This is a genomic window from Rhodococcus sp. NPDC055112 (genome assembly GCF_053607505.1).
The window spans coordinates 35636-61240 of the sequence record NZ_JBSGTR010000025.1 but is presented as its reverse complement, the minus strand read 5'-3'; the positions used below and the strand labels follow the sequence as shown (position 1 = coordinate 61240).

General features: G+C 68.7%; 23 protein-coding genes and 1 other RNA gene. 8 read left to right on the top strand and 16 right to left on the bottom strand.

Annotated features, from left to right (window positions below; all coding sequences use genetic code 11):
• Nucleotides 1-356: 356 nt before the first annotated feature.
• Together ACWFRB_RS13740 and ssrA are read right to left on the bottom strand one after the other, a co-directional pair.
• Nucleotides 357-1796 (bottom strand): DUF1254 domain-containing protein, encoded by a 1440-nt coding sequence (locus ACWFRB_RS13740; RefSeq protein WP_452641685.1) that lies wholly within the window; start codon nt 1794-1796, stop codon nt 357-359.
• Nucleotides 1797-1980: 184 nt separating this feature from the next.
• Nucleotides 1981-2351, bottom strand: a transfer-messenger RNA (tmRNA) gene (gene ssrA / locus ACWFRB_RS13735).
• Between the two features lie 160 nt (nt 2352-2511).
• On the opposite strand from ssrA, the gene ACWFRB_RS13730 reads away from it, so the two are divergent.
• Nucleotides 2512-4599 (top strand): membrane dipeptidase, encoded by a 2088-nt coding sequence (locus ACWFRB_RS13730; RefSeq protein ID WP_452641684.1) that lies wholly within the window; start codon nt 2512-2514, stop codon nt 4597-4599.
• Nucleotides 4600-4690: 91 nt separating this feature from the next.
• On the top strand, nt 4691-6736 hold the full coding sequence (locus ACWFRB_RS13725; RefSeq protein WP_452641683.1) for an elongation factor G-like protein EF-G2: 2046 nt from the start codon (nt 4691-4693) through the stop codon (nt 6734-6736).
• On the opposite strand, the gene smpB is transcribed toward ACWFRB_RS13725, so the two are convergent.
• The 7 genes from smpB to ACWFRB_RS13690 form a co-directional block, all read right to left on the bottom strand.
• Nucleotides 6733-7209, bottom strand: coding sequence for an SsrA-binding protein SmpB (smpB, locus tag ACWFRB_RS13720; RefSeq protein ID WP_077041093.1), 477 nt, complete (start codon nt 7207-7209; stop codon nt 6733-6735). The genes ACWFRB_RS13725 and smpB overlap by 4 nt on opposite strands.
• Before the next feature lie 67 nt (nt 7210-7276).
• Complete coding sequence (gene ftsX / locus ACWFRB_RS13715; RefSeq protein WP_452641681.1) at nt 7277-8182, bottom strand: permease-like cell division protein FtsX; 906 nt, start codon at nt 8180-8182, stop codon at nt 7277-7279.
• A 53-nt stretch (nt 8183-8235) separates the two neighbouring features.
• Nucleotides 8236-8925, bottom strand: a complete 690-nt coding sequence (ftsE, locus tag ACWFRB_RS13710) for a cell division ATP-binding protein FtsE (protein WP_452641680.1) — start codon at nt 8923-8925, stop codon at nt 8236-8238.
• 65 nt (nt 8926-8990) lie between these two features.
• A complete protein-coding gene (locus ACWFRB_RS13705; protein WP_452641678.1) occupies nt 8991-9434 on the bottom strand; it encodes a hypothetical protein in 444 nt (147 codons plus the stop codon).
• On the bottom strand, nt 9431-10321 hold the full coding sequence (locus ACWFRB_RS13700; protein WP_452641676.1) for a mechanosensitive ion channel family protein: 891 nt from the start codon (nt 10319-10321) through the stop codon (nt 9431-9433). Before ACWFRB_RS13700 ends, ACWFRB_RS13705 begins: the two co-directional genes overlap by 4 nt.
• A 3-nt stretch (nt 10322-10324) precedes the next feature.
• A complete protein-coding gene (prfB, locus tag ACWFRB_RS13695; protein ID WP_097213653.1) occupies nt 10325-11428 on the bottom strand; it encodes a peptide chain release factor 2 in 1104 nt (367 codons plus the stop codon).
• A 49-nt stretch (nt 11429-11477) separates the two neighbouring features.
• Entirely contained in the window at nt 11478-12503 is a 1026-nt protein-coding gene (locus ACWFRB_RS13690) for a metallophosphoesterase family protein (RefSeq protein ID WP_452641688.1), read from the bottom strand.
• A gap of 51 nt (nt 12504-12554) precedes the next feature.
• On the opposite strand from ACWFRB_RS13690, the gene hisN reads away from it, so the two are divergent.
• From hisN to ACWFRB_RS13675, 3 genes are all read left to right on the top strand, one after another.
• The gene (gene hisN, locus ACWFRB_RS13685) at nt 12555-13400 is read left to right on the top strand and encodes a histidinol-phosphatase (protein ID WP_452641674.1); all 846 of its coding nucleotides are present in this window, start codon (nt 12555-12557) and stop codon (nt 13398-13400) included.
• A 68-nt stretch (nt 13401-13468) separates the two neighbouring features.
• Entirely contained in the window at nt 13469-14263 is a 795-nt protein-coding gene (locus ACWFRB_RS13680; protein WP_452641672.1) for an LLM class flavin-dependent oxidoreductase, read from the top strand.
• A 49-nt stretch (nt 14264-14312) separates the two neighbouring features.
• Nucleotides 14313-16295: a DUF222 domain-containing protein gene (locus ACWFRB_RS13675; protein WP_452641670.1), complete on the top strand. Its 1983-nt coding sequence runs from the start codon at nt 14313-14315 to the stop codon at nt 16293-16295.
• Here ACWFRB_RS13675 and ACWFRB_RS13670 read toward each other — a convergent pair.
• Nucleotides 16292-16660, bottom strand: a complete 369-nt coding sequence (locus ACWFRB_RS13670) for a DUF1304 domain-containing protein (RefSeq protein WP_452641668.1) — start codon at nt 16658-16660, stop codon at nt 16292-16294. The genes ACWFRB_RS13675 and ACWFRB_RS13670 overlap by 4 nt on opposite strands.
• A 145-nt stretch (nt 16661-16805) precedes the next feature.
• Here ACWFRB_RS13670 and ACWFRB_RS13665 point away from each other — a divergent pair, with 145 nt between their 5' ends.
• The 3 genes from ACWFRB_RS13665 to ACWFRB_RS13655 are packed head-to-tail and all read left to right on the top strand — an operon-like array spanning nt 16806 to nt 19488.
• Nucleotides 16806-18365 (top strand): multicopper oxidase family protein, encoded by a 1560-nt coding sequence (locus ACWFRB_RS13665; protein WP_452641666.1) that lies wholly within the window; start codon nt 16806-16808, stop codon nt 18363-18365.
• Between the two features lie 15 nt (nt 18366-18380).
• Complete coding sequence (locus ACWFRB_RS13660; protein WP_452641664.1) at nt 18381-18707, top strand: hypothetical protein; 327 nt, start codon at nt 18381-18383, stop codon at nt 18705-18707.
• A gap of 19 nt (nt 18708-18726) precedes the next feature.
• Nucleotides 18727-19488, top strand: coding sequence for a class I SAM-dependent methyltransferase (locus ACWFRB_RS13655; protein WP_452641662.1), 762 nt, complete (start codon nt 18727-18729; stop codon nt 19486-19488).
• On the opposite strand, the gene ACWFRB_RS13650 is transcribed toward ACWFRB_RS13655, so the two are convergent.
• From ACWFRB_RS13650 to ACWFRB_RS13625, 6 genes are all read right to left on the bottom strand, one after another.
• Entirely contained in the window at nt 19463-20989 is a 1527-nt protein-coding gene (locus ACWFRB_RS13650) for a DUF4153 domain-containing protein (protein ID WP_452641661.1), read from the bottom strand. The genes ACWFRB_RS13655 and ACWFRB_RS13650 overlap by 26 nt on opposite strands.
• Before the next feature lie 98 nt (nt 20990-21087).
• Nucleotides 21088-22077, bottom strand: coding sequence for a HAMP domain-containing sensor histidine kinase (locus ACWFRB_RS13645; protein WP_452641660.1), 990 nt, complete (start codon nt 22075-22077; stop codon nt 21088-21090).
• Nucleotides 22074-22751 (bottom strand): response regulator, encoded by a 678-nt coding sequence (locus ACWFRB_RS13640; RefSeq protein ID WP_452641659.1) that lies wholly within the window; start codon nt 22749-22751, stop codon nt 22074-22076. The genes ACWFRB_RS13645 and ACWFRB_RS13640 overlap by 4 nt, the downstream gene beginning before the upstream one ends.
• Nucleotides 22752-22828: 77 nt before the next feature.
• Nucleotides 22829-23461, bottom strand: coding sequence for a response regulator (locus ACWFRB_RS13635; RefSeq protein WP_452641658.1), 633 nt, complete (start codon nt 23459-23461; stop codon nt 22829-22831).
• The gene (locus tag ACWFRB_RS13630) at nt 23458-24639 is read right to left on the bottom strand and encodes a sensor histidine kinase (protein ID WP_452641656.1); all 1182 of its coding nucleotides are present in this window, start codon (nt 24637-24639) and stop codon (nt 23458-23460) included. The genes ACWFRB_RS13635 and ACWFRB_RS13630 overlap by 4 nt, the downstream gene beginning before the upstream one ends.
• A 36-nt stretch (nt 24640-24675) precedes the next feature.
• Nucleotides 24676-25560: an amidohydrolase family protein gene (locus ACWFRB_RS13625; protein WP_452641655.1), complete on the bottom strand. Its 885-nt coding sequence runs from the start codon at nt 25558-25560 to the stop codon at nt 24676-24678.
• Between the last annotated feature and the right edge of the window lie 45 nt (nt 25561-25605).

Genomic DNA, 25605 nt, shown 5'->3' with positions numbered 1-25605 from the left:
GATTTCGACTGCGGGGCCTTGCCTCTCAGCTGACGGTGAGCGTGGACACGCTCACGCAGAAAGCGAAGCGACGCCTGCGATGCCCGCGACCACCGCAACAACCGCCGACACCAAGGTCGCCCCTGCCGCGACCATGGTGAGATCCTCTGCTGTCGATCCCATGTGATCACTCCTTCTCGACCGTGAAGCCTTGCTTCGCTGTGACGCCACCTCGGCGCTCCTGTATTTGTAGCCGAGCAAAAGCATCATCACCAAGCCCTGAACACCCTGGGGCGCAATGCATTACAAGAAAGAAACCTGCCAGTAGGGTTTCGTAACCCAGCGTTACACATCGGCAACACCACGGGCGGCCGATGTCAGTCCAGTGGCTCGAACTCACCCAGCTTCCAGGTCTGGTCGAACCACGGCTCGAGTGGACCGTACAGACGGAACAGGGGAAACCAGGACTTGCCCGGGAGCGTCTCGACCCAGTTGGACTCCCTACCCTCCGGCGCGGTGGGGCCGAAGAACAGGTCGTGCGAGCCGTCGTCGTTGGCGACCAGTTGGCCGGAGTTGCTCGCCACGGCGGGCCAGATCGTCGACGGGACCTGGATCAGCGATCGGGTCTGCGTGTCGTAGACGTCGACGGACCAGAAGTTCTTCGCCGGCGGGTTCGGGTCCACGTGCAGCCGGTAGCTGCGGCCGCCGTCGAGGACCGCGCCTCGCGCGTCGTGCACCGTGTAGGCGTAGGCCGAGCCGGCGCCGACCCTCGCGCGCGCCATCGCCGGGGTGATGACCGTGGCGATGTAGTGGAACTGTGTGCGGGCGTCGAGGAGTCGCGCGCCGTCCCGGAGGAACTCATGACTGCCACCGACGAATGCGTTGTTCCACGACCCGTACAGCGAGGCCTGTGGATCCCGCGGCGCATAGGACAGCGCCCGCGCCATTCCGGCACCGATGCGTGCCGCCTTGTCGAGGATGCCGCGCATCCGTTCGTCCGGCTCGAAAGGTCGGCCCTTGACGATCCCGATCGCGGCGAGTTGACCGGCTCGTTCCGGATCGAGCGCCTCGGCCGGCTCCTCCTGGACGATCTCATCGAGCTCGAAGAAGAACGACAGGTCGTTCGCGTGCACCGTGTTGCAGCTCTCCTCGACCCAGTTGATCCACTCGTTGGGGCGCGGGGAATCCGCCTCGCTCAGCGGATAGATGCGCGTCTTCCTCATGTCCGTGACACCGCCGAGCGCGCGCAGGACCACCCAGTTCGTGAAGGTCGGGCTGCGGAGGACGAAGTAGCCGTCCGGCACCTCACCCTCATATCCGGGCGGAAGGAAGAGGTAATTGCCGCCCAGACCGTGATCGGGCCCCGGGATGCCCATGTCGGTGACGTAGCGGAACCAGAAGTCGTCGACGACGCACATCGAGTTGGGTGGTGCCTCGACAATCGTCGGACCCCAGGCCTGTAGGTCGAGGAAGGTCGTGCCGTAGGTGGTTTCGGTGTTCGGGGTCAGGCCGATCATGCGCGAGTTCGCCCGCGGGTCCGTGTAGCCGATGGTGCGGGGGGAGTCGATGCCGAACGTGCGCAGGCCGCGTCGGAGCGCAGCCAGTGATGCGCCGGGCACGCAGTTGAGGAACACGTCGATCCCGCGGATCAGGTCCAGCGCGTCGTAGATCGTCGACACCGACTCGGGCAGCGGGACCCCGTCGAAGAAATTCAGCCGCCCGAACGGGGTGTCGATGACGTCCGGCGAGGAGATGGACTCGATCGCCGCGAGCAGCTCAGCCGATGTGGACGCGGAACCGGAATTGCCAATTGTCATTGCACAGCACCTCCAACGAGAACGCGGATGTCGTGCTGCCACGCTATGAACCTGCACCGACTCGCCGCCTCATGCGATCGGGGTGAAGCTGACCAGGCCTGTGGGCGCTTGCAGCTCGGCAGCCCCACGCGGGCAAAAAAGAACCCCGGTCAGGGTTCCCATTTCTGGGGCCTGACCGGGGCCTTTGTGGAGCTGCCGGGAATCGAACCCGGGTCCTCCGCCGAATCGCTAGGGCTTCTCCGTGTGCAGTTCGCTAAGCCTCTACTCGGATCTCCCGGTCTCGCGAACAAGCCGTGATGACGATCCCAGTCACTGTTTGATGTCCCGAACGACTCCGTGACCGAGCCGACCGGTAAAGCCCTCTAGCTGATGCCAGTACCCGACCCGAGGGCGAGATCGGACTGACAGACACGCTTCGCTACTTAGGCAGCGAGAGCGTAGTCGCGCTGATTGGAATCGGCGCTTATAGGTTTGCAGCGACGCTTACGGTGGTCTCTTGCCTGCACCGACACGCTTCCCCTAACTCAACGTACAAAGTCGAAACCGTTCAGCCCCGTACGTACCCAGCACTGTGCTGGGACCACATACTGTAACGCCCCTGCGCCGCGAAATCATCCCATTAAATTCTGCGGCGTTTCATCTGGACGTCTGTCCAAAATGAACTACCCTTCTCAGCAAAATCAGTTAGCGGATTGATCGGGGAAGTCGAAGCCACATGACACATCAACCAGGGCGTTCACGCCGCCGATGGGTAAACGCACTGGCCGCCACGCTGGCACTGGTCCTGGCCGGCGGTGGGATCGCGGCATCGCAGCCCTCGTCCGACCCGATCGGCCCCGGCGATGATCCCGTCTTCGGACTGGCCAACGGCTGCTACGCCCTCAAGTCGGAGCAGAGCGGGAAGTTCGTCCGCCGCGCCGACGGCGGCTACCGCGCCGACGCCGACACGGTCGGCGGCGCCGAGGCGTTCCGCACGCATGCCGCGCAGCTGGGCCGGTTCATGTTCTACGGCAAGGGCGGCGACATGCTCGCCCACGACGGCAAGCGTGCGGTGGTCTCGACCCGCGACGCGCTGCCGACCACCGACTGGACGCTGACGCACACCGACGGCACCTACGCGGTCACCGCGACGGCCAATGGCAACCAGCTCACGGCCGCCAACGGGAACATGGAGCTCACCGACCCCGGAGCCAACCCGGCGGGCGGGCGTTTCGTCCTCACCCCGGCGGACGGCTGCGCGACGTTCCCCGACTCCGAGGTGAACGCGACCGGTAAGCCGCTCTCCGGCACCGGACCGAACGGCGAGGTACGTGGGTTCATCGACGCGCACGTCCACCTCGACGCCAACCTGTTCATCGGCGGCCAGGTGCACTGCGGCACCCCCTTCGATCCGCAGGGCATCACCGTGGCGCTGAAGGATTGCGCGGACCACGGCACCGACGGCATGCCTGCACTGCTCGAGAACATCCTCTCGCACGGCACCCCGGTCGCCGAGCACGACACCACCGGCTGGCCGACCTTCAAGGACTGGCCGAGCCACGACTCGCTGACCCACGAGCAGACCTACTACAGGTGGGTCGAGCGCGCCTGGCGCGGCGGACTGCGCGTCTTCACCAACCTGCTGGTGAACAACCGGGTGCTCTGCGACGTCTATCCGCTCAAGAACCGCTCCTGCAACGACATGGACACCATCCGTGCGCAGGCCGAGCAGGTCCGGCAGATGCAGGACTACATCGACGCCCAGTACGGCGGCCCCGGTCGCGGCTGGTTCCGGATCGTCAGGTCTCCTGAAGAGGTCCGCAAGGTGGCGAGCGAGGGCAAGCTCGCGGTGACCATCGGCATCGAGACCTCCGAGCTGTTCGGATGCTCCATCCGCAACGACGTGCCCCAGTGCAACGAGGCCGACATCGACCGCGGCCTCGACGAGGTCTACGCGATGGGTGTGCGGCAGATGGTCGTCACGCACAAGTTCGACAACGCCTTCGGCGGCGTCCGGTTCGATCCGGGCATCCAGGGCATCGCCGTCAACGCAGGCAACTTCCTCGGCACCGGCAAGTTCTGGCAGGCCGAGCCATGCACCACCCCCGAGCACGACAACCCGCTGCTCTCCGTCGGCGACGGCCCGGCCGAAGTACTCTCGGCGCTGCCGCCGGGTGTGACCACCCCGGTCTATCCGTCCGGACCGCTCTGCAACACCCGCGGACTGACGAAGCTCGGCGAGCACATGATCCGCGGCATGATGGATCGCGGCATGATCGTCGATCTCGACCACATGAGCGTCAAGACCGCGGAGGACACGCTGCGGATCCTCGAAAAGGCCAAGTACTCCGGCGTGGTCTCCACGCACAGCTGGACCGACCCGCTGAATTACAAGCGGATCTACGCGCTCGGTGGCTTCGTCGCCGCCTACGCCTCGGGCCTCAACTCCGACCCGAAGAAGGACAGCTTCGTCTCCGCCTGGCGCAAGGCCCGCGCGGATCGCAGCGAGGACTACTACTACGGCTTCGGCTACGGCGCGGACACCAACGGCTTCGGCCCGCAGGCGCAGCCGCGTGAGGACGCCGACACCAACCCGCTGCAGTATCCGTACAAGACCTTCGACGGCGGCACGACGATGGATCGCCAGCGCACCGGCGAACGCGTCTTCGACGTCAACAAGGACGGCGTCGCGCAGTACGGGCTGATCCCCGACTGGATCGCGGACATGCGGATCGCGGCAGGGAACGACGGCGACAAGATGATCGAGGACATGAGCCGCGGCGCCGAGGCCTACCTGCAGATGTGGGAGCGCGTCGCGAAGTAGCTCATTGCGGTCTCGATAGGTCATTCCTCCGGCTGCGACGGGCCGACCCGCCTAGAATCGGGTCAGCCCGTCGCTGCGGGAGGAGACATCGATGGCCGACCGGATGACGGTTCGCGCGGGCAACGCCCCACCCGCCTCGCGTCCCGAACAGCTGCGCAACGTGGTCTTGATCGGGTGCAGCGGCGCGGGCAAGACCACCCTGGCCGAGTCGCTCGCGCTCGCCGCCGGGGCCATCGGCCGCGCCGGCCGGATCCCGGACGGCAACACGGTCTCCGACTATGAGGAAATCGAGCACCAACAGCAGCGATCGGTCCAGCTAGCGGTCCTGCCGCTGGAGTGGAACGGCTGCAAGGTCAATCTCCTCGACCCGCCTGGCCACCCCGACTTCGGCGCCGAGTTGCGGGCCGGTCTGCACGCCGCCGACGCCGCTGTCTTCGTGGTCTCGGCCACCGACCCGGTGACGACCCCCACCCGCGCGCTGTGGCGCGAATGTGCCGCGGCAGGCATTCCCCGCGCCATCGTGGTGGCCAAGCTCGACGTGGCCCGCAGCGGCTTCGACGAGATCCTCACCGCCTGTCACGACGCGTTCGGACTCGGCACCGACACGCTGCGGCCGGTCTACCTCCCGGTCTTCGCGGACGGCAGGCCCTGCGGGTCGCTCGGCCTGCTCACCGGGCGCAGCTACGGCGAACCCGGCCCCTGCCCCGAGGCCGACGCGGCGCGCGAGAGCCTCGTCGAGGCCATCTCCGGCCAGGACGACGGCCTGATGGAGCGCTACCTCGCGGGGGAACCCCTCGACGAGGAGGCGCTGACCGACGGCCTGCGCAGGGAGATCGTCGACTGTGCCCTGCACCCCGCGCTCGCCGCCACCGACTACGGCGTCGGCGCGGCGGAACTGCTCGACCTCATCACCGGTGCGTTCCCGGATCCCACCCATCGGCGTGGACCCGCGCCCGCGGCCGACCCGGACGCTCCGCTCGCCGCACAGGTCATCCGGATCACCGGCGACGCCTATGTCGGCCGCATCAGCCTCGTCCGCGTCTTCTCCGGGACGCTGCTCCCCGACACCCACGTCCACGTCGCGGGCGCGGCAGCCACCTCGGTCGCGAGCACCGACGAGAAGGTCACCACCCTCACCGGCCCGTTCGGCAAACTGCAGCGGCCGGTGCCCGAGGCGGTCGCGGGCGACATCGTCTGCCTACCCAAGCTCACCGCGCACATCGGCGACACCATCGGCGACACCGACGAGCCCGCCCCGCTGGAGGCATGGGCGCTGCCGGTGCCGCTGCTGCCGATCGGCGTCGAAGCACACAGCAAGACCGACGAGGACAAGCTCTCCCAGGCGCTGACCCGACTGACCGCCGAGGACCCGGCCCTGCGGCTGGAGCAGAACCCGGACACCCACCAACTGGTCCTGTGGTGCACCGGCGACGCGCACGCCGAGGTGGCGCTCGACCGGTTACGCAACCGGCACGGCGTCCACGTGGACACCGTGCCGTACCAGGTCGCACTGCGGGAGACGTTCGGCGGCAACGCATCCGGGCACGGGCGGCTGGTCAAGCAGTCCGGCGGCCACGGCCAGTACGCGATCTGCGACCTCGAGGTCGAACCGCTACCGACCGGATCGGGATTCGAGTTCCGCGAACACGTGGTTGGCGGCGCGGTGCCGAAGGGGTTCATCCCGTCGGTCGAGAAGGGCGTGCGCGCCCAGCTGGAGAAGGGCGTGGCGACCGGTCACCCGCTCGTGGACGTGCGGGTGACCCTCGTCGACGGGAAGGCGCACTCGGTGGACTCCTCCGACGCCGCCTTCCAGACCGCCGCGAGCCTCGCCCTCCGCGACGCCGCGGGACACACCTCGATCCGACTGCTCGAACCTGTCGCCGCCGTCGCCGTGACGCTCCCCGACGACTACCTCGGCGCCGTTCTCAGTGACCTGTCGGCCCGGCGTGGCCGGGTCCTCGGGACCGAGGTGAAGGGTCCCGGACTGTCGCTGCTACGCGCCGAGGTGCCCGAGATCGAGCTCGCTCGCTACCCGGTCGAGCTCAACTCGCTCGTGCACGGCAACGCCGAGTTCTCCCGCTGCCACCTTCGCTACGAGCTGATGCCCGACGCGCTGGCCGCCCAGGTCGCCCGCTAGCGGCTCATGCCCTTCACACGACGCCCGAGCTCGCGGGTGACCTCCCGCTCGGCCGTCCGTCGCGCGAGGTCCTGACGCTTGTCGTAGTCCTGCTTGCCCTTGGCGAGGGCGAGCTCCACCTTGACCTTGCCGTCGGAGAAGTACATCGAGAGCGGGACCAGCGTCTGGTTCCCCTCCCTGGTCTTGCCGACCAGGTGCTCGATCTCCCGCTTGTGCAGCAACAGCTTCCTGGTCCGCCGCGGCGAGTGGTTGGTCCAGCTGCCCTGGGTGTACTCGGGAATGTGCAGCCCGCGCAGCCACACCTCGCCGTCGTCGACGGTGGCGAAGGCGTCGACGAGCGACGCCTTGCCCTCACGCAGGCTCTTCACCTCGGTGCCGACCAGCGCCACGCCCGCCTCGTAGACGTCGATGATCGAATAGTTGTGTCGCGCCTTGCGGTTGGTCGCGATGACCTTGCGGCCCTTTTCCTTCACGTTCGGGCCCCTTCAGTCCGCGCAGTGATCGAGTTCTGTCCCCAGGATATGCCCGGGGCGCAACCGATTACTCACGGACATAGAGCCGCAGCGTGATGTAGGCGGTGATCGCCGCCATGCCGACACCGGTGAGCACCAGGAACGGCGACACCAGCAGCACGTCACTGTTCGAGATCCGGGCGACGATGTTCGCGTCGTAGACGTCGGTGAGCACGTCGTCGATGAACAGGTTCTTCGCGGTGAACAATCCGGCGATCGCCAGCACGGCACCGATCAACGCGGCGACGACGGCCTCCAACAGGAACGGGAGCTGGGTGTACCAGCGGGTCGCGCCGACGAGCCGCATGATCCCGACCTCGGCGCGGCGGGTGAATGCCGCGATCTGCACCATGTTCGCGATCAGCAGGATCGAGGCGATCGCCTGCACGATGGCGATCGCGAAGGCCGCGTTGCGGATTCCGTTCAGCACGCTGAACAACCGCTCGACCAGGTCGCGCTGGTTGAGCACGCTCTGCACGCCCGGCCGGGCACCGAACGAATCGTTGATCACGCCGAATCGCTCCGGGTCGCTGAGCTTGATCTTGAACGAGGCGGGCAGCGAGTCCTCGCTCACCATCGACGCGAGCTCGGGCTGATCCTTGAACACCCGCTCCTTGGCGTCCGCCACCGCGTCCGCCCGGTTGAGGTACTGCACGGACACCACCGACGGGGTGCTCTCGAGATCGCTGCGCAGGGTCGAGCAGATGTCCTGGCGGCAGTCGGGGTCGGAGATCGACACATCGTCGGTGAGGAAGATCTGCACCTCGACCCGATCGAGGAAGATCTGCTGCGTCTTGCCCGCCATCTGGACGACGAGCAGTCCGCCGCCGAACAGGGCGAGCGAGATCGCGGTCGTCAGGATCATCGCGACGGTCATCGTGATGTTGCGGCGCAGGCCGGTGAAAACCTCGCTGAAGATGAAGCTGGCGCGCATCGGAAAGTCTTGTCCTTCGTATGTCGGGGTGAACGGCGAGGGGTCGGGGGTACCTAACGCCCCACGCCGTAGACACCGCGGGCCTCGTCGCGCACCACGCGTCCGAGGTCGAGTTCGACCACCCGGCGCCGCATCGAGTCGACGATGTGGTGGTCGTGGGTGGCCATCAGCACGGTGGTTCCGGTGCGGTTGATCCGTTCGAGCAGCAGCATGATGTCGCCGGTGGTGTCGGGGTCGAGGTTGCCGGTGGGCTCGTCGGCGAGCAGCACCAGCGGCCGGTTCACGAACGCCCGCGCGATGGCGACGCGCTGCTGCTCACCGCCGGAGAGCTCGGTGGGCAGTCGGTCCGCCTTGCCGGACAGACCGACCAGCTCCAGCACCTCAGGAACGGTGCGATCGATCACGTTGCGCGGCTTGCCGATCACCTCGAGGGCGAAGGCAACGTTCTCGGTCACGGTCTTCTGCTGCAGCAGCCGGAAGTCCTGGAAGACGCAGCCGATGCTCTGCCGCAGCTTCGGTACCCGGCGCGCGGACAGCCTGTTCACGTGGAAGTCCCCGACCCTGATGTCGCCCGAGGTGGGGGTGTCCTCCTTGAGCAGCAGCCGCATGAAGGTGGACTTCCCAGACCCGGACGGGCCGATCAGGAAGACGAACTCGCCCTTGTCCACCGAGACACTCACCTTGTCCAGTGCAGGCCTCGACGAGGTCTTGTAGGACTTGGACACATTCTCCACGCTGATCACGGAGAGCCAGTTTAGCCGTTATCCGACGGTGACCTTGGGTTTCGACGGACGCGCAGGTCCAGGCCCTACGGGGTGGGTGTGGGTGGTGTGGTCGGCGTCTCCTGCGTGGCCGTCACGACCCCCTCCGGCAGCTCCACCCCGGACGGGACGGGCAGCCACGGCGGCAGCACGACGGCGGGCTGCGGGGTGGTCGTGACCGGCTCCTGCGCCGTGGTCGTCGGCGTCGCACTGGTGGTGGTGCTGCTGCTCGGCGGCGGGGTCGAGGTGCTCGGCTCCGAGCGCTTCGACGGCGGCGACTGGTTCTCCGAGGGCACCGGCACCGCGGGGCCGGATTTCTCGGTATCGGTCGGTTCCGGGTTGAGGTATCCGTGCAGCATCGCCGTGGCGACGAACGCCACGGAGAGGGCGACCGTGGAGGTCCTGGCGCGGCCGAACAGTGTCTTCGGCACCGACCAGCGCCGCTCGTGCTTGTTGGCCGATTCCGTCTTCTTCGCGCGCTCGGCGGTCATCCGTTGTCCCCAATCTGATCGGCCGCCAGGTCAGGGCCGACCAGGATGCCCTCCCGGCGCAGCGCCTCCGCGACCCGCACCCGAAGCTCGCGTCCCACCTGGAACTGCTTGCCGGGCAGCGTGCGCGCGACCATTCGGATGTTGACGGTGTCCAGCTCGAGGCTCTCCACGCCCATCACCGACGGCTCGTCCAGGAGCAGCGGCTCGAGATCGAGATCCGCGAACGCGTCCCGGCCGACACCGCGCAGCACGTCGTTGACGTGGTTGATGTCCGCGGTGGCGGGAACAGGGACGTCGACCACGGCCCGCGCCCAGTCCTTGGACAGGTTGACGGCCTTGACGATCTGCCCGTTGGGCACCGTGATCACCTCGCCGTCGGAGGACCGCAGCCGCGTCACCCGCAGGGTCACGTCCTCGACCGTCCCGTAGGCGTCCTCCGACGATCCGGTGATGGCGATCCGGGCGACGTCACCGAAGCCGTACTGCCGCTCGGCGATGATGAAGAAGCCGGCCAGGATGTCCTGCACCACGCGCTGCGCACCAAAACCGAGCGCGGCGCCGAGCACGGTCGCGGGCGCGACCAGGCTCGCGACCGAGAAGCCGAGCCGCTGCAACACCTCGATGGTGACCAACGTGTAGACGATGATGATGAGCACCCAGGTGATCACCTGGGCCAGGGCGTGCCGGTGCTTGGTCGCCTCCGACCGGACCAGCGCGTCGCCCTGGTGGTAGTTCAGGTCGATCCGATCGGTGACCTTGTTCCCCAACCAGGAGAGGAACCGCCCGACCAGCAGCCCGCCGATGACATAGAGCACGATCTCCAGGCCACTGGACTTCAGCCAAACCTCGAATCCGGTATCCGGGACCAGCTTGAACGCCGAGAACACCAGCTAGACCTGCTCCGCGCTCATCCGCCAGCGGATGCCGGACTCGAGGAAGCCGTCGATGTCGCCGTCGAGCACCGCCGACGGGTTGTTGACCTCGTACTCGGTGCGCAGGTCCTTGACCATCTGGTACGGGTGCAGCACGTAGGAACGCATCTGGTTGCCCCAGGAGCTGCCACCGTCGCCCTTGAGGGCGTCCATCTCGGCCCGCTCCTCGCGGCGCTTGACCTCGAGCAGCTTGGCCTGCAGCACCCGCATGGCCGAGACCTTGTTCTGCAACTGCGACTTCTCGTTCTGACAGGTGACCACGATGCCGGTGGGGATGTGCGTCAGCCGCACCGCGGAGTCGGTGGTGTTGACGGACTGGCCGCCGGGGCCGGACGAGCGGTAGACGTCGACGCGGACGTCGTTCTCGTTGACCTCGATGTGGTCGGTCGTCTCGACCACCGGCAACACCTCGACCTCGGCGAAGGAGGTCTGCCTCCGGCCCTGGTTGTCGAACGGGCTGATCCGCACCAGGCGGTGGGTGCCCATCTCCACGGAGAGGGTTCCGTAGGTGTAGGGCGCCTTGACCGCGAAGGTCGCGCTCTTGATGCCGGCCTCTTCGGCGTAGGAGACGTCGTAGACCTCGACGCCGTAGCCGTGCTTCTCGGCCCAGCGGATGTACATGCGCATCAGCATCTCGGCCCAGTCGGCGGCGTCGATGCCACCGGCGCCGGACCGGATGTTGACCAGCGCGTCACGCTCGTCGTACTCACCCGAGAGCATCGTCTTGACTTCCATCGCCGCGATGTCCTCGCGCAACGACGCGCGCTCGGTATCGGCATCGGCGACTGCGTCGGCACCCTCGTCCTCGGCCAGCTCGTAGAGCACCGGCATGTCGTCGAGGCGTCCGCGCAGGCCCTCGACCCGGCGCAGCTCGGACTGCGCGTGGGAGAGCTGGCTGGTCACCTGCTGGGCGTGCTCCTGGTTGTTCCACAACTCCGGATCTGCCGCCTGGTGCTCGAGTTCGTCGATGCGCCGGCGCAGCTCCTCGACGTCCAGCACCCGCTCGACGGTGGTGAGGGTGGTGTTGAGCTCGGCCAGGTCTGCGGAAACGTCGGGATGCACAAGAATCAAGGTTACCGGTGCCCGCAGCGGATTGCCGCCACGGTCGCCCTCAGGTGACCACCGGCCAGCCCGGCGACGCGACGACCACGGGGCCGGGCCCGCCGTCGACGCGGAACTCCGCCGTCCGGATCACCGCGTTCCGCCTGAAGTCGAGCGCGTGGACCCGGACGGCCGGGCCGTCCACCTCGATCCGCAGGCCCTGGTTCTCGTTCCGGTCGACGGGCTCCTCACCACCACGGCCGTCCGGGCCGAATCCGGTCTGCACGGCGCCGGTGTTGACCGCGGCGAATCCGTCCGGATGCCCGCCCGGAGCGGTCCGCCTGGTCAGCCAGTCCTCGCGATAGAGGCTCCAATGGGTGTGTCCGCTCAGCAGCAGCACGTTGGGGAATCCAGCGAGCACGGCCAGCAGCTCGTCGAATTCCGCATAGTCACTGCTGTAGATCTTCGGGGCCTGGGTGAGCGGATCGGTGAACGTCCCCGACACCGTGCCCGGCAACGCGTGATGGCTCATCACCAGTACCGGCCGCTCGCGCGGGCACTCCTCGAGCGTGTCCCGCAGCCAGTCCAGCTGGGTGCGGCCGAGGATCACACAGTGCCCGCTCGCCTCGCTGCCGTCCGTGGTGCCGAGCCGGATCACGGGCACCCCGGCGACCTCGTGCGCGGAGAACAGCCCCGGCATCGCCGAGTACCGCAGGAACCGCTCGACCGACACCTCGCTCGAGTCACCGTTGTAGAACTCGTGGTTGCCGATCGTGTACAGCGCGTCCGGATGCTCGCTGCGGCGCAGCCGGTCGAACAGCTCCTCGTACTCGTGCTCGCGGCCGTTCGGGGTGAGATCTCCGTTGACGAGCAGCGCATCCGCCCGGCCGAACGCCGCGAGTCCGTCGAGCGCGCGGTCGAGGTCGGTGAGGTCGCCCTGGATGTCGGAGATCACGTCGAACCAGACTGCCGTCGACGGCTTCTGTCTCGGCTGGGCGGCCCGGCCCGGCGGGTGCGCGGTCATACCGACGAATTGTGCCGCGGCGAGGCCCGCGAGCGCGCCACCTCCGACGAGAACACTGCGCCGTGTCAGCATCACGATCCGATCGTCACAGTCGCGGCGAAACGGCCGCCCGACTCACGCTGAATGCGCGGTGAATCGCCGAGGAAGTCCGGACCCGGGTCGAGTACCGTCTTCGCCGTGACCGATCTCGAACTCGCACTGCGCATCGCCGATGAGGCCGACACCATCACCATGGCCCGCTTCGGCGCGCTCGATCTGAAGGTCGACGACAAGCCCGACCTGACCCCGGTCTCGGACGCGGACCTCGCGGTCGAGCGTGCGGTCCGGGCGGTACTGGCGGCGGAGCGTCCGGACGATGCGGTGCTCGGCGAGGAGTTCGGCGGCGACGCGACGTTCGAGGGCAGGCAGTGGGTGGTCGACCCGATCGACGGCACCAAGAACTTCGTCCGCGGGGTCCCGGTGTGGGCCACCCTGATCGCGCTGCTGCAGGACGGGGTTCCCGTGGTCGGCGTCATCAGCGCCCCCGCGCTGAAGCGGCGCTGGTGGGCGTCCGAGGGCGCGGGCGCCTTCGCCTCGTTCGACGGCGGCGAGCCCACCCCGATCTCGGTGTCCGCGGTGGACCGGTTGGAGTCGGCGAGCCTGAGCTTCGCGAGCCTGAGCGGCTGGCGTGACCGCGGGATCCGCGACCAGTTCATCGCGCTCACCGACGAGGTGTGGCGGGTCCGCGGCTACGGCGACTTCTACTCCTACTGCCTCCTGGCCGAGGGCGCGCTGGAGATCGCAGCCGAACCCGAGGTCTCGCTGTGGGACCTGGCGCCGCTGGACATCCTGGTCCGCGAGGCGGGCGGACGCTTCACCGCGCTCGACGGCAGCGCGGGCCCCCACGGCGGCAGCGCGGTGGCGAGCAACGGCCTGCTGCACGACGCGGTGCTGGAGCGGCTCCGACTGGGGCAGCCGAGTACTGCGTAGCGACTTGAAGGGTCAGTGAACAGCGCGGACCCATCGAATCCTGGGCGCAGCGGCGCTATGGTTCGACGATGCGTCATGCGATCTACGTGCCGCTCTTCGGCGCACTGGCTGACCCGCACGCGATCACCGATATTGCACAGGCCGCTGAGAATTCGGGCTGGGATGGGCTCTTTGTTTGGGATCATGTCCTGAGTCCCATTCCGGGAGAGTGGGAGATCGCGGATCCCTGGGTGGCCTTGGCCGCTGCGGCGGCGGTGACCAGCCGGATCAAGTTGGGGCCGATGGTGACACCACTGCCACGGCGGCGGGTGATCAAACTGGCACGAGAGACGGTGACCCTCGACCATCTGAGTCGTGGCCGACTGATCGTGGGATTGGGCGCAGGCAGCGATGCCGGGCGGGAGTACTCGGCCTTCGGTGACGTCGCCGATCCTCGTCAGCGTGGCCGAGCACTCGATGAAGGCGCCGAAGTTTTGGCGGCATTGTGGGCTGGCGAGACCGTCACCCACCGTGGGCTCCTGGTGGCCGAAGAGGTACAAATCCGCCCCCGGCCGGTCCAGCAGCCACGGATTCCACTGTGGTTCGGTACCGAGCGCACTTTTGGCCGCCCGATAGAGCGAGCCGCACGATACGACGGAATATTTCCACTCGAAATAGATGCTGCAGGGGTTGCGCGCATCGTGGAGAGAATCGAGACCGTGCATGGTTCGTCTGGGACATTCGATATCGCAGTGGTAGCTCGTCCTGGCGTCGACCTCGAGGCGCTCAGCCTTGCCGGCGCCACATGGGCGATGCACGCCTTTTGGCCAGGACATACGCCGGAACAAGTACTGCGAGTGATAGATCGAGGCACACCCTGCTGAACTCACCGGCGGAATCATCTTGTCGGCGGTCGGGCGTAGACTCGTACACATGTTCGATACCGGGGGGTTTCGAGGTGGGGTCGCGGGTGAGGGTGCCCGCGGCGACGAACCCGGTGTGGATTTCGAGGACGGTGCTGCGGCGTTGTCGGCGTTGCGGGAGTTCGGGCGGGCGGAGAACATCGCGGCGGCGCACAAGGTGCTGACCGCGGCGCGTTTCGCGCGTCGGCAGTTCGCCCACGAGGTGGATCTGTTCGGGGAGGAGTTCGCCTATCGGGCGGGGCGGTCCGCGGAGATGGAAACTGCGCTCGCTCTGGGTGTGAGTGCGGTCACGGCGGAACGGTTTGTGGCGGTGGGCAATGCGTTGGATCTGCGGTTGCCGCTGATCCGTGCGGTGTTCGTGTCGGGGCGGGTGGACTTTTCGCGGGTGTTCGCGATTGTCGAGGCGACCGCCGAGATCTCCGACGCGACCCTGGCCCTGATGGAGGGCCATCTTGCCGATGCCGCTTTGTATTTGACGCCGCGGAAGTTGACGGCGGAGGTGATGCGGGAGTTGATCCGCATCAACCCGGCGGAGGCGGAGGAACTGCGCAGGCGGCGGGAGCGGCACTCTCGGCGGGTGTCGGTGACCGCGGGCCTGCACGGCATGGCGCAGGTGTACGCGACACTGACCGCGGCGGAGGGTCGGACACTCGACAGTCTCATCCAGGAGATGGCGGGCACGGTGTGCCGGGAGGACCCGCGGACGGTCGACACTCTGCGGACCGATGCGTTCATGGCGCTGGTGCACGGCGAAAGCTATCTGCACTGCCAGTGCGGGCGCGAGGACTGCCGCACGGCGCACTTGCCCCGACCCGAACGGCCGAAGCCCGAGGTGCATATCCATATCGACCTCGACACCCTGCTGCGGTTGGCCGACAACCCCAGCCACCTCGAAGGTCACGGACCGATCGATCCGGAGCTGGCGCGGTTGCTGGCGGGTGATGCGACGTGGCAGGCGGTGATCGCCGATGCGCGGCGAATCCACGCCGAACGAAACACTGCTGTCGGTGACGAGGACGAGACCGACACCGGCGACGGCGGCGAGGTGGCTGAGAGGGAGTGCCATGAGCCCGCACACGACCCACGGGGTGGGCACGGTGACCCGGTGGACGCTGATCCGCCGGACCCTGCGAACGCCGATCCGATCCGAGAACCGAAGAGCGACATCGGTTTAGGAGACAGCTCTGTCCCGACTCCGGCGGCCGGATTTCCCACCCGCTATCGACTGCGTCGCAGGCCTTCCGGGCAGTTACCGCCTCGGCAAGACCCGTCGGCATCGGCTCCGCAGCAACCTGACGCGGCCCCGCGCGAGCCGCGGATCACCGACATCCTCGACGCGATCGCCGCCAACCCCGCCCTACTCGACGGCCAGTACCCCGACGGGCACGGCGGCCACGACCACCCGCCCCGCGGCGCCCTGACCTACCGACCCAGCAACGCCGTCCGCGCCGCCGTCTTCGACAAGTACGACACCTGCACCTTCCCCGGCTGCACCGTCAAGGCCCGCGACTGCCAGTTCGACCACATCGTCGAATTCGACCCCGACAACCCCCACGCAGGCGGCTGGACCGTCGAGAGCAACGGCGAACCCGCCTGCACCCGACACCACCAAGCCAAAACCGACCGCCTCTTCCGCGTCATCCGGCTCGAGGGCGACGTCATCGCCTGGGTCGGCGCGCACGGCACCATCGGCATCACCGTGCCGCTGCCGGTCGAACAACGACCCAGCAACCGCACCAAGAAACCCGCAACTAAGCCGACCGTGAAACCGACACCGGCACCACCGCCGCCCGAACCACCCGACCTCGGGATCTACGAACCGACCTGGTGGGAAACCCACATGCAACCCACAGACCTACCCCCGACACTCCCGGAGCTGGCCACCATCGCCGACCCCCGCCACCTCGCCCGATGCGCACAACTCCGCACCCACCACGCCGAACACCTGGCGATCCTCAGGGAACGCGACAAGTACCAACCCCCGCCGTTCTAGAACACCGCCGCGGTGATCAGCGCGAGCAGCGGGGTGATCCCCTGAACCACCGCCGGCCGCAGGTACTTTGCGCCCGTCGAGGCGAGGACCACCGCGGCACCGACGATGCTCACGCAGCAGAAGACGACGATGGCGTGCCCCGCCACTCCCCCGATGACCAGGCCGACCACGATGCCGATCGCCAGGAAGAGGTTGTAGAAACCCTGGTTGTAGGCCAACGGACGGGCGACATCCGCGTCCTGCTGGCTGGTCAGGCCGAAGCGTTTCCAGACCTCCGGGCGCGTCCACCACACGCTCTCCATGGCAAAGATCACGACGTGTAGCGCAGCAGCGAGACCAGCGAATATCTGGGCGATGACCGGCATGACAGAACGATGCCACACCGGCGCCTGCATCGCGCGCTAACACAGCACGACTGCCAGCACAAGGCCCGCCGGGAGGAGCCGAACAGCCGGAACACCGGCCTCGAGGCGGGCGGCACGCGGTCCCCCGCCACGAAGACTCGAGGCCATGAACGTCGTCTCCAGGCGCGCCTTCCTGATGGGGCTCGCCGCCACCCCGATCGCCCTTTCCGCCGGATGCGCCGTCAGTCCATCGAACCCAGCGCAGCCGAGCCCGGCACGGGCCTCCTCCCGGCCGCTGCCCATCCCGCCGCTCGCGACCGCGACGACCGACGCGGCGGGCACCCGGCACTTCACCCTCACGGCTGGGGCGGGCAGCTCGGAGATCCTGGCAGGCACGTCGACCGCGACGTGGGGGTTCAACGGTTCGATGCTGGGTCCGACCATCCGCGCCCGCCGCGGCGAGTCGGTCGCGTTCACCATCGACAACGGCCTGCCCGAGGCCACCACGGTGCACTGGCACGGGATGCACGTGCCCGCACGCTTCGACGGCGGACCGCACCAGACCATCGAGCCAGGCGCCCGCTGGGAGCCGGCCTGGACGGTGAACCAGCCGGGCGCCACCCTCTGGTATCACCCGCACCCGCACGGCTCAACCGAGAAGCACGTCTACCGCGGCCTGGCCGGAATGTTCCTTGTCGACGACGACGTCACCGACGCGGTCGACCTGCCCAAGACCTATGGGGTGGACGACATCCCGCTGATCATCCAGGACAAGCGCTTCACGGCCGACGGAACCCTCGACGAGTCCGACCCCACCGACATCGGGCTGCTGGGCGACACCATCGTCACCAACGGGATCGCGGGCGCCCACCTGCCGGTCAGCACCGAGAGGGTTCGGCTGCGGATCCTCAACGGCTCCTCGGGCCGGATGTACAACCTCGGCTTCGCCGACGATCGCGAGTTTCACCTGGTCGCGAGCGACGGCGGCCTGCTGGCGGCGCCGGTGCCGCTCACCCGGGTCCGGCTCAGCCCCGGCGAGCGGGCCGAGATCGTGGTGGCCGTGAGCGGCTCGAACGCGCTGCTGCGCGCGGTGCCCCACGAGGACAACGCCGGACTCGACCGCGGCGACGCGGCCGCGTTCGGGGTGCAGGACAGCTTCGACATCCTCGAGCTGCGCTCCAGCGAGAACCCGACCGGCTCACCCGCACTGCCCGCATCGCTGGCGACCATCGCACGGCTCGACCCCACCGGCGCGGCCGCAGAACGCAGCTTCGAGCTCCAGTGGTTCATGATCAACGGCGCGCAGATGGACATGAACCGCATCGACTTCTCCCCCACCGTCGGCACCACCGAGGTGTGGACGGTGCGCAACGTCGACGACTGGCCGCACAACTTCCACGTGCACGACGTGCAGTTCCAGATCATCGACATCGACGGCAGCCCGCCGCCCCCGGCGCTGGCCGGCTGGAAGGACACCGTCTACACGCCGCCGGGGGTCCGGTTCCGGCTGGCGCTGCGCTTCACCGAGTACTCCGACCCGACCTTTCCGTACATGTACCACTGCCATCTGCTGCTGCACGAGGATCAGGGCATGATGGGTCAGTTCCTCGTCCTCGAGCCCGGCCAGCGGCCCGCCCCGATGACGATGGACATGAACATGACGATGGAGACGCCTGCAGCTCCTGCGCCCGCGTCCGGCGGACACGGCGGAGGGCACGGCGGCTAGCGGTTGGGAGGCCCGATGGAACCGAGCGAGGTCGATTTCGCGCACACCGACGCGGCCGACCGGAAGAGGCGCAAGAAGGCCACCGAGCTGGCCCGGTTCGCGTGGGACCGGGCCATCAGCGGAGCCGAGCTCCTCGACCTGCCCGACGACCGGTTGCGCAAGCTCGCCAGGGCGGCGGGCGCGAATCCGCCGAGCACAAGGGAGACCTGGACCGTGGTCGCCGAACTCCTCGACCAGAAGTCGGCGTGGGCCGCGGCGAACCCCGACCACCCGCAGGCCACCCCCGCGCACGCCGACGAGAAGATCATGTGGGTCAAGCGGCCCATCCCGCCCTGGACCTAGCCTCTGCCAGGATTGAGCGATGTCGCGCACCTTCGAGGACCTGGTGACAGAGGCCGACTCGGTCTCGGTGGACGGCTGGGACTTCTCCTGGCTCGACGGGAGGGCGACCGAGCAGCGCCCCTCGTGGGGGTATGCCGCGGCGATGGGCGACCGGATGCAGCGCGCGTCCGCGGCCCTGGATATCCAGACCGGAGGCGGGGAGGTGCTCGCCGGGGTACCTGTACTTCCCCGCCTGGCGGTGGCGACCGAGTCCTGGCCACCGAACATCGCGAACGCCACGGCGCTGCTGCATCCCCTCGGCGTCGCTGTCGTCGCCGACGAGGACGAGCCGCCACTGCCGTTCGCCGACGGAGCATTCGATCTCGTGGTCAGCCGCCATCCGGTGACGGTGTGGTGGGAGGAGATCGCTCGCGTCCTGCGTCCCGGCGGAACCTACTTCTCCCAGCAGGTCGGCCCGCACAGCGTCTTCGAACTCGTCGAGTACTTCCTCGGGCGACAGCCGACCGAGGTGCGGCGCAGGCGCCACCCCGACGCCGCCAGGGCCGCGGCCGAGGAATCCGGGCTGGAGGTCGTCGACCTCCGATTCGAATCACTGCGCACCGAGTTCCACGACATCGGCGCGGTGATCTACTTCCTGCGCAAGGTGATCTGGATGGTCCCGGGTTTCACCGTCGACCGCTACCGCGCCGAGCTCAAGGTCCTGCACGACCGGATCCAGGCGGAGGGTCCGTTCCTCGCGCACACGACGCGCTTCCTCATCGAGGCCAGGAAGCCGGTCTGACATCGGGGCTGCACTCCCCGACCGGCCTGGCCCGCAGGATCTCCCGCGCACGCGACCGCGCGCTGTTGTACTCGAACCACGGCGCATCGTCGTCGACGTCCATCCCGATCAGCGCGCACGAGCGCGCGGGCTCGGGCAGCCGGTCGAGGGCGGGCACCGCATCGACGGACAGGCCGCGCAGGTATCCGACATCGATGTCCCCGGTGTCGGCGTACCGCTGCGCGTTCCGCTCCGCGATGTAGCCGTCCGGATCGAGCGCGGCGAACCCGAGCAGACCCACCACCGCCGACGCCAGCACCGCCCGCGGCAACCACCGCGCCGACGTCCGCACCCCGGCCACCATCAGCAACACGAAGACCGCACCCAGCCACAGTTCAGTCGCCATCACGCTCACACGCAGCCGGGTGAAGCCGAACTCGTTTTCGTACAGCGACATCCGGTGTGCCGCCGACGCGACGATCACGAGGGTGAGGACGCAGAGCGCGCCCAAGAGCACGCGGGCGAACAACCGGTCCCCCGCCTCCTGCCGATTCACCTTCCTGACGGCGGCGGCGATGACCGCCAGGGTGAGAACGGTGACCGCGGCGAGCTGCCAGAAGCCCTGCCGCGCGTAGTCGGCGTAGGTCAGATTGTCCGTGTCCTGCACATGGTCGTCCCCACCGAACAGCACCCGCACCTGCACCGCGACGAAGACGGCGAACAGCAGGTCCAGCAGCGCCAGCGGCACCGCCCACTCCCACAGCGCAACCGGGCGCCCGGGTCGGGGCGCCAGGGCATCGAAACGCGGGGTCCGCCGCCGCAGGTAGGCCGCCGCGAGGGCCGTACCCATGACGAGGAAACCGAGAATCAGGCGGCCGACCGGATTCGTCATCCGAACGTCGGGGACCACGGCGCCGAACAACTCGGCGAACTGCGGGTCCGCGCTGACGAAGAGGGAACCGAACACCAGGACCAGCGCGACACTGATCGCCGTCACGACGAGCACCCGCCCCGGTTTCAGGCCCCGCCCGGTCCGGAACCTGGCTCGGCCACGCCGCACCCAGCCGGTCACCCGCACGGGGGTGAGCCAGACCGCGGTCGACGCCAGCGCGAGGCCCGTCCACGTCCAGCCACCGACCACCGCGACCGATCCGACGACCCAGCTCGCCACCACGCACAGCGTGATCAGCCACTCGGCGCCGCGCACCGCTGCCACCGCGAGCAGGGCGAGGGCACCGAGCACCGCGCCGACCTGCAGCCTCGTCGGACGCGGACGTGCGGTCGCGAACGCCGTCGCCGCCACCGCCGCTCCGGTCAGGAGATAGGCGATGCTCACGACCGTCACCTGCAGGGTGAAGGTGGCGATGGCGCCTGCACCCAGCGCGGTGGCCAGGGTCACGCGCGGGGCCACCGACGTCCGATCGCCCCGCCACATCCCGCGCGGCCATTTCCATGGGTGTAGCGCCTGTACGGCCCCGGGTCGGGCCGCCGTCGTCGCCAGGTCCATCGTCTCTGCGCTCATCTGGTCCTCCTGATCCGCGCCCACCCGGCACGCGGGCAGGCGTCATCACGGGACCGGCCGGGAAGGCCGGACCCCCAAGGGAATTCGCTTGTCTGTGGCTAGCTCTGCGGAATCGATACCCGGATGCAGCAGCCTGGACCCGTGTCGAGCACCTCGATGCGGCCGTTGTGCAGCTCGACCGCCCAGCGAGCGATCGCGAGCCCGAGGCCGGTCCCGCCGTCCTGCGCGCCGCCGCGGGTGAAGCGCTCGAACACCCGGGACCGGTCGGCCACGGGGATGCCGGGGCCGTCGTCGTGCACGTCGAGGATCAGCTGGCCCGAGTCCTGGTCGACCCGGACCCGCACCCGCACGGGCGCATCCGGCGAACCGTGCCGCGCCGCGTTTTCGATGAGGTTGGCGATCACCTGATGGAGTCGGGCCGTGTCCGCGACGGCGCGCAGCCCCGCAGGCGTCACCTCCACCCGGGCAGGCAATGGACCGCTTGGGCCCGCGGCCTGTCGGATCACCTCGTCCAGGAAGGGCTCGATCTCGAAGGTGCTGCGCTGCAACGGCACCGCGCCACCCTCCAGCCTCGAGAGATCCAGCAGGTCCGCCACCAGGCTGCCCAGCCGTTCGGTCTGTGCGAGCGCCGACCGCATCGTCTGCTGATCGGGCGTCTCGACGCCGTCGACCACGTTCTCCAGCACCGCCTGCAGAGCCGCGATAGGAGTGCGCAGCTCGTGCGAGACGTTGCCGATCAGCTCGCGGCGGTACCGGTCGTCGGCCTCGAGGTCCTCTGCCATCTGGTTGAACGCCGTCGCCAGCTGACCGATCTCGTCCCGCGACGTCGAACGCACCCGGCGTGAGTAGTCCCCGGTCGCCATCGCACGCGCCGCTGCGGTCATCTCCCGCAGCGGCGAGGTCATCCCGTGCGCGAGCACCTGGGTCACCGCGAGCGCAGCGAGAAGGGCCGCGAGCAAGGCGAACCGGAACTGCCACTGGGCGGTGATCCAGAAGGTCAGCGAGGCGAGGAACAACGAGGCGACGACCAGCAAACCGGTCTTGGCCTTGAACGAACGCAACGGGTCAAGCGGCCGGGGCCAGTTCACCTCGGCACCTCCAGCGCGTAACCGACCCCGTGCACGGTGCGGATCATGTCGCCGCCCAGCTTGCGGCGCAACGCCTTCACGTGGCTGTCGACGGTGCGGCTACTGGCCGACTCGCCCCAGCCCCAGACCTGTTCGAGCAGCGTTTCGCGGGCGATCGCCGCGCGCGGACGCAGGGCCAGGTGCACCAGCAGGTCGAACTCGGTTCGGGTCAGGTGAACCTCCTCGGCCCCGAGCCGGACCCGCCGAGCCGTGAGATCGATCGTCACCGCGCCGACGGCGAGGATCTCGGGCTGCTCCGGCACGGCACGCTCGGAACGGCGCAGCAGCGCGGCAACCCGAGCGACCAGGATCCGCATGCTGAACGGCTTGCTCAGGTAGTCGTCCGCGCCAACCCCGAGCCCGATCACCATGTCCGTCTCGTCGGCGCGGGCGGTCAGCATCAGCACCGGAACCGGCCGGGTGGCCTGGATGCGCCTGCACACCTCGAGCCCGTCGAAACCCGGCAGCATGACGTCCAGCACGACCGCGTCCGGGACGAAACTCGCGCACGCCGTCACCGCGCCCGGCCCGTCCGCGGCCGTCTCGACCTCGTACCCCTCCGCGCGCAACCGCGCGGCGATCGACTCGGAGATCGTGCGTTCGTCGTCGACGACGAGCACTCTTCGCTGGGTCATGCACCGACTGTATGGGCCGTGTGTGGGGATGCCCGGCAGGAGTTGTGAAGGTTGTGTGCAGGTTTCAAAGGTGCGGCTCAGCCGCGTTTGTGCGAGTAGACCGCCAGCCGGACCCGGTTGTCACAACCGGTCTTGTCCATCAGGTTGGCGATGTGCGTCTTCACGGTCGTCACCCCGAGATGCAGCCGGTCGGCGATCTCCTGGTTGCTCAGCCCCTCACCGACGAGGACCAGCACCTCCTGCTCGCGCGCCGTCAGCGCGGCACCCACGTCCCCGTCCCGCTGCGGACCGGAGTCGAGCGCGCGGTCGACCAGGCGGCGCAGCAGCGCGGGCGAGAACAGCATGTCGCCGTCGACGATGCGGTGGATCGCGCTCAACAGATCGGTCGGCGCGGTGTCCTTGACCAGGAATCCCGCCGCCCCCGCCGCCAGCGCGGGATAGAGGTGATCGTCGTCGTCGAAGGTGGTCAGCACCAACACCTTCGCCTGCGGCCGTGACCCGAGGATCTGGCGGGTCGCCTCGATGCCGTCCAGTCCCGGCATCCGCAGGTCCATCAGGATCAGGTCCGGCGACAACTCGGCGGCCAACCGGACCGCCTCGACCCCGTTCGACGCCTCGCCGACAACCTCGAGGTCCTCGGTCGACTCGCACAGCATCCGCAGCCCGGCGCGGACCAGGCGCTGGTCGTCGACGATCAGCAATCGGATCACCGCTCCCCCTCCCCAGCCGTGACGGCGACGCCCGGGAGCCAGGCATCGACCTCCCACCCCCGCTCGGTGGGTCCTACGTCGAGGGTGCCGCCGACGAGTTCGACCCGCTCGCCCATGCCGATGATCCCGTGCCCGGCCGGATTCGGGGCGCCGGCGCCATGGCCGGAATCGGTCACACGGACGGCGATGCCCGCGCTGCGGCGTGCCACCGTCACCGCGACCGCCCCGCCGGGATCCACGTGCTTCATGACATTGGTCAGCGATTCCTGCACCACCCGCAGCAAGGTGAGCCTGCCGATCGCGTCCAGCCCGCCGAGGTCCGGGTCCACCTCCGAGGAGACCGTGAACCCCGCCGCCCGGGTGCGCTCGATCGCGGCCTCGATCTCCGTTGGCACCGCGTCGGACTCCACCAGCGCGACCTCGCCCAGCGCCGGATCCCGCAACGCCACCAACAGCCTGCGGATGTCGGCGAGCGCATCGGAGGCCGTCTCGTGCACGTCGTCGAGCACCGCGTGAACCCGCGGATCCGCATCCGCGAGCACGTGCCGCGCGACCCCGATCCGCAGCACGATCGATGCCATGTGGTGGGCGACGAGGTCGTGCAGTTCCCTCGCCAGCGCACTGCGTTCGGCGGTCCTCGCGTGGAGTTCGGCTTCGGCTCTGCGCGATTCGGCCGCCGCGGCCTGCGCCCGGTAGGTCACCGCAAGGTCCCGTTGCGCACGCAGGTACAGCCCGAGCAACAGCGGTAGACCCACATACGCCACCGTCGAGACCGCGGTCGCGGGGCGCCAGAAGTCCGTATGGCCGTCGGCCAAGATCCCGGCGAGCACCGCCCCGGTCCAGCAGGCGGTCGCCGTGACCACCTGCCAGGTCCGATGCGTGCGCATCGCGACCTCGGCCAGCGACACCGCGCCCAGATACGGGACCAGCTCGGACAGCCCCCACGCGTCCGCGGCGAACAGCGGAACCGCCAGCCCGGACAACACGACCGAGACGGGCAGCGGCCACCGGTCGCCCACGACGAAGGCAGCGGCCGCGGCCACGGACAACACCCAGTAGCCGGCCGGCACCTGGTACTCGCCGGGGAAGTCGCTCGCGAGCAGCATCAGCGGCACCAGGACAAGGGGCGCACAGCGCACCAACGGGCGCAGGTCGCGATGCGGTCGGATCTCGATCACCACCCAACGGTAGGTGAGCCGAGCGACGGAATCCTCCTACCTGGGGAGGAGTCCGTACACGCGTCGCGCGTTCGCCTCGAACAGGGCGGACCGATCGGTGGCCTCGAATTGCGCCGCCGCCGCTTGGTACCCGTCATAGAGCCGGTCGAACTCGCCGTACATGCGGTCCACCGGGAAGTTGCTCGCGAACATCGTGCGCCGCGGACCGAAGACCTCCAGGCACCGAAACACCCACGGTCGCTGGACCGCCCCGTCCAGGGTGTGCAGCGCCATGCCGAGACCCGAGATCTTGCACTGCACGTTCGCGTGCGCACCGAGCAGGCCGAGCGCGGCCGACCACTCATCGAAATCCGCTGCGGCGATGGGCCACCCGGCGTGCTCGAGGACCACGACCAGATCCTCGTGGCCGCGCAGCGCCTCGGACCAGCCCGGCATGGATCGAGGATGCGCGACGAGGTCGAACACCAGCGAGTGCCGCCGCAGGTAGTCGAGCAGCGGCACGGTCACCTCGGAGTCGGGGCGGAGCCCGCGCAGCACCCGGATCCCGCGGAAGAGCGGGCTGCGTCGTTGCGCGTCGAGGTCCGCCCGGATCGACGGCCAGCCGGCGGCGGGGTCGACGGTGCCGATCGCCGCGGCGGGCCAACCCTCCGCGCGGGCGAGTTCCCCGATCCACTCCAGTTCGTCGATGTGCGTGCCTGCTCGGCTGACGGCGGAGACGTGCACGACCGCGCGCACGCGGTAGCCCGCGGAGTCGGCGAGATAGTCCGCCGAGGTGTAGTCGTGCGCCAATCGGCTCAAGTCGCCGAGCGTCGAAGGCCTCGCGCCCTCGCGCTCCTGCATCAGCGGATACCAGGGCCTGCTCGACGGCAGCCAGTGATGCACGTGCGGATCGATGATCGCGGTGGCCGAGTTGTCCGCCATGTCCCCCAGCCTGGCTGCGGAAGTGTCGACGATCAAGCGCGCTCA

Bases quoted from the DNA above. Each gene is read 5' to 3' on its own strand.
- ftsX (WP_452641681.1), bottom strand. From the start codon at position 8,182: ATGCGCGCCAGCTTCATCTTCAGCGAGGTTTTCACCGGCCTGCGCCGC.
- ACWFRB_RS13705 (WP_452641678.1), bottom strand. From the start codon at position 9,434: ATGACCGCCGAGCGCGCGAAGAAGACGGAATCGGCCAACAAGCACGAG.
- ACWFRB_RS13665 (WP_452641666.1), top strand. From the start codon at position 16,806: ATGAACGTCGTCTCCAGGCGCGCCTTCCTGATGGGGCTCGCCGCCACC.
- ACWFRB_RS13680 (WP_452641672.1), top strand. From the start codon at position 13,469: ATGCGTCATGCGATCTACGTGCCGCTCTTCGGCGCACTGGCTGACCCG.
- ACWFRB_RS13660 (WP_452641664.1), top strand. From the start codon at position 18,381: ATGGAACCGAGCGAGGTCGATTTCGCGCACACCGACGCGGCCGACCGG.
- ACWFRB_RS13675 (WP_452641670.1), top strand. From the start codon at position 14,313: ATGTTCGATACCGGGGGGTTTCGAGGTGGGGTCGCGGGTGAGGGTGCC.
- ACWFRB_RS13725 (WP_452641683.1), top strand. From the start codon at position 4,691: ATGGCCGACCGGATGACGGTTCGCGCGGGCAACGCCCCACCCGCCTCG.
- ACWFRB_RS13640 (WP_452641659.1), bottom strand. From the start codon at position 22,751: ATGACCCAGCGAAGAGTGCTCGTCGTCGACGACGAACGCACGATCTCC.
- ACWFRB_RS13690 (WP_452641688.1), bottom strand. From the start codon at position 12,503: ATGCTGACACGGCGCAGTGTTCTCGTCGGAGGTGGCGCGCTCGCGGGC.
- hisN (WP_452641674.1), top strand. From the start codon at position 12,555: ATGCGCGGTGAATCGCCGAGGAAGTCCGGACCCGGGTCGAGTACCGTC.
- ACWFRB_RS13730 (WP_452641684.1), top strand. From the start codon at position 2,512: ATGACACATCAACCAGGGCGTTCACGCCGCCGATGGGTAAACGCACTG.
- ACWFRB_RS13740 (WP_452641685.1), bottom strand. From the start codon at position 1,796: ATGACAATTGGCAATTCCGGTTCCGCGTCCACATCGGCTGAGCTGCTC.
- ACWFRB_RS13655 (WP_452641662.1), top strand. From the start codon at position 18,727: ATGTCGCGCACCTTCGAGGACCTGGTGACAGAGGCCGACTCGGTCTCG.
- ACWFRB_RS13650 (WP_452641661.1), bottom strand. From the start codon at position 20,989: ATGAGCGCAGAGACGATGGACCTGGCGACGACGGCGGCCCGACCCGGG.
- ACWFRB_RS13625 (WP_452641655.1), bottom strand. From the start codon at position 25,560: ATGGCGGACAACTCGGCCACCGCGATCATCGATCCGCACGTGCATCAC.
- ACWFRB_RS13670 (WP_452641668.1), bottom strand. From the start codon at position 16,660: ATGCCGGTCATCGCCCAGATATTCGCTGGTCTCGCTGCTGCGCTACAC.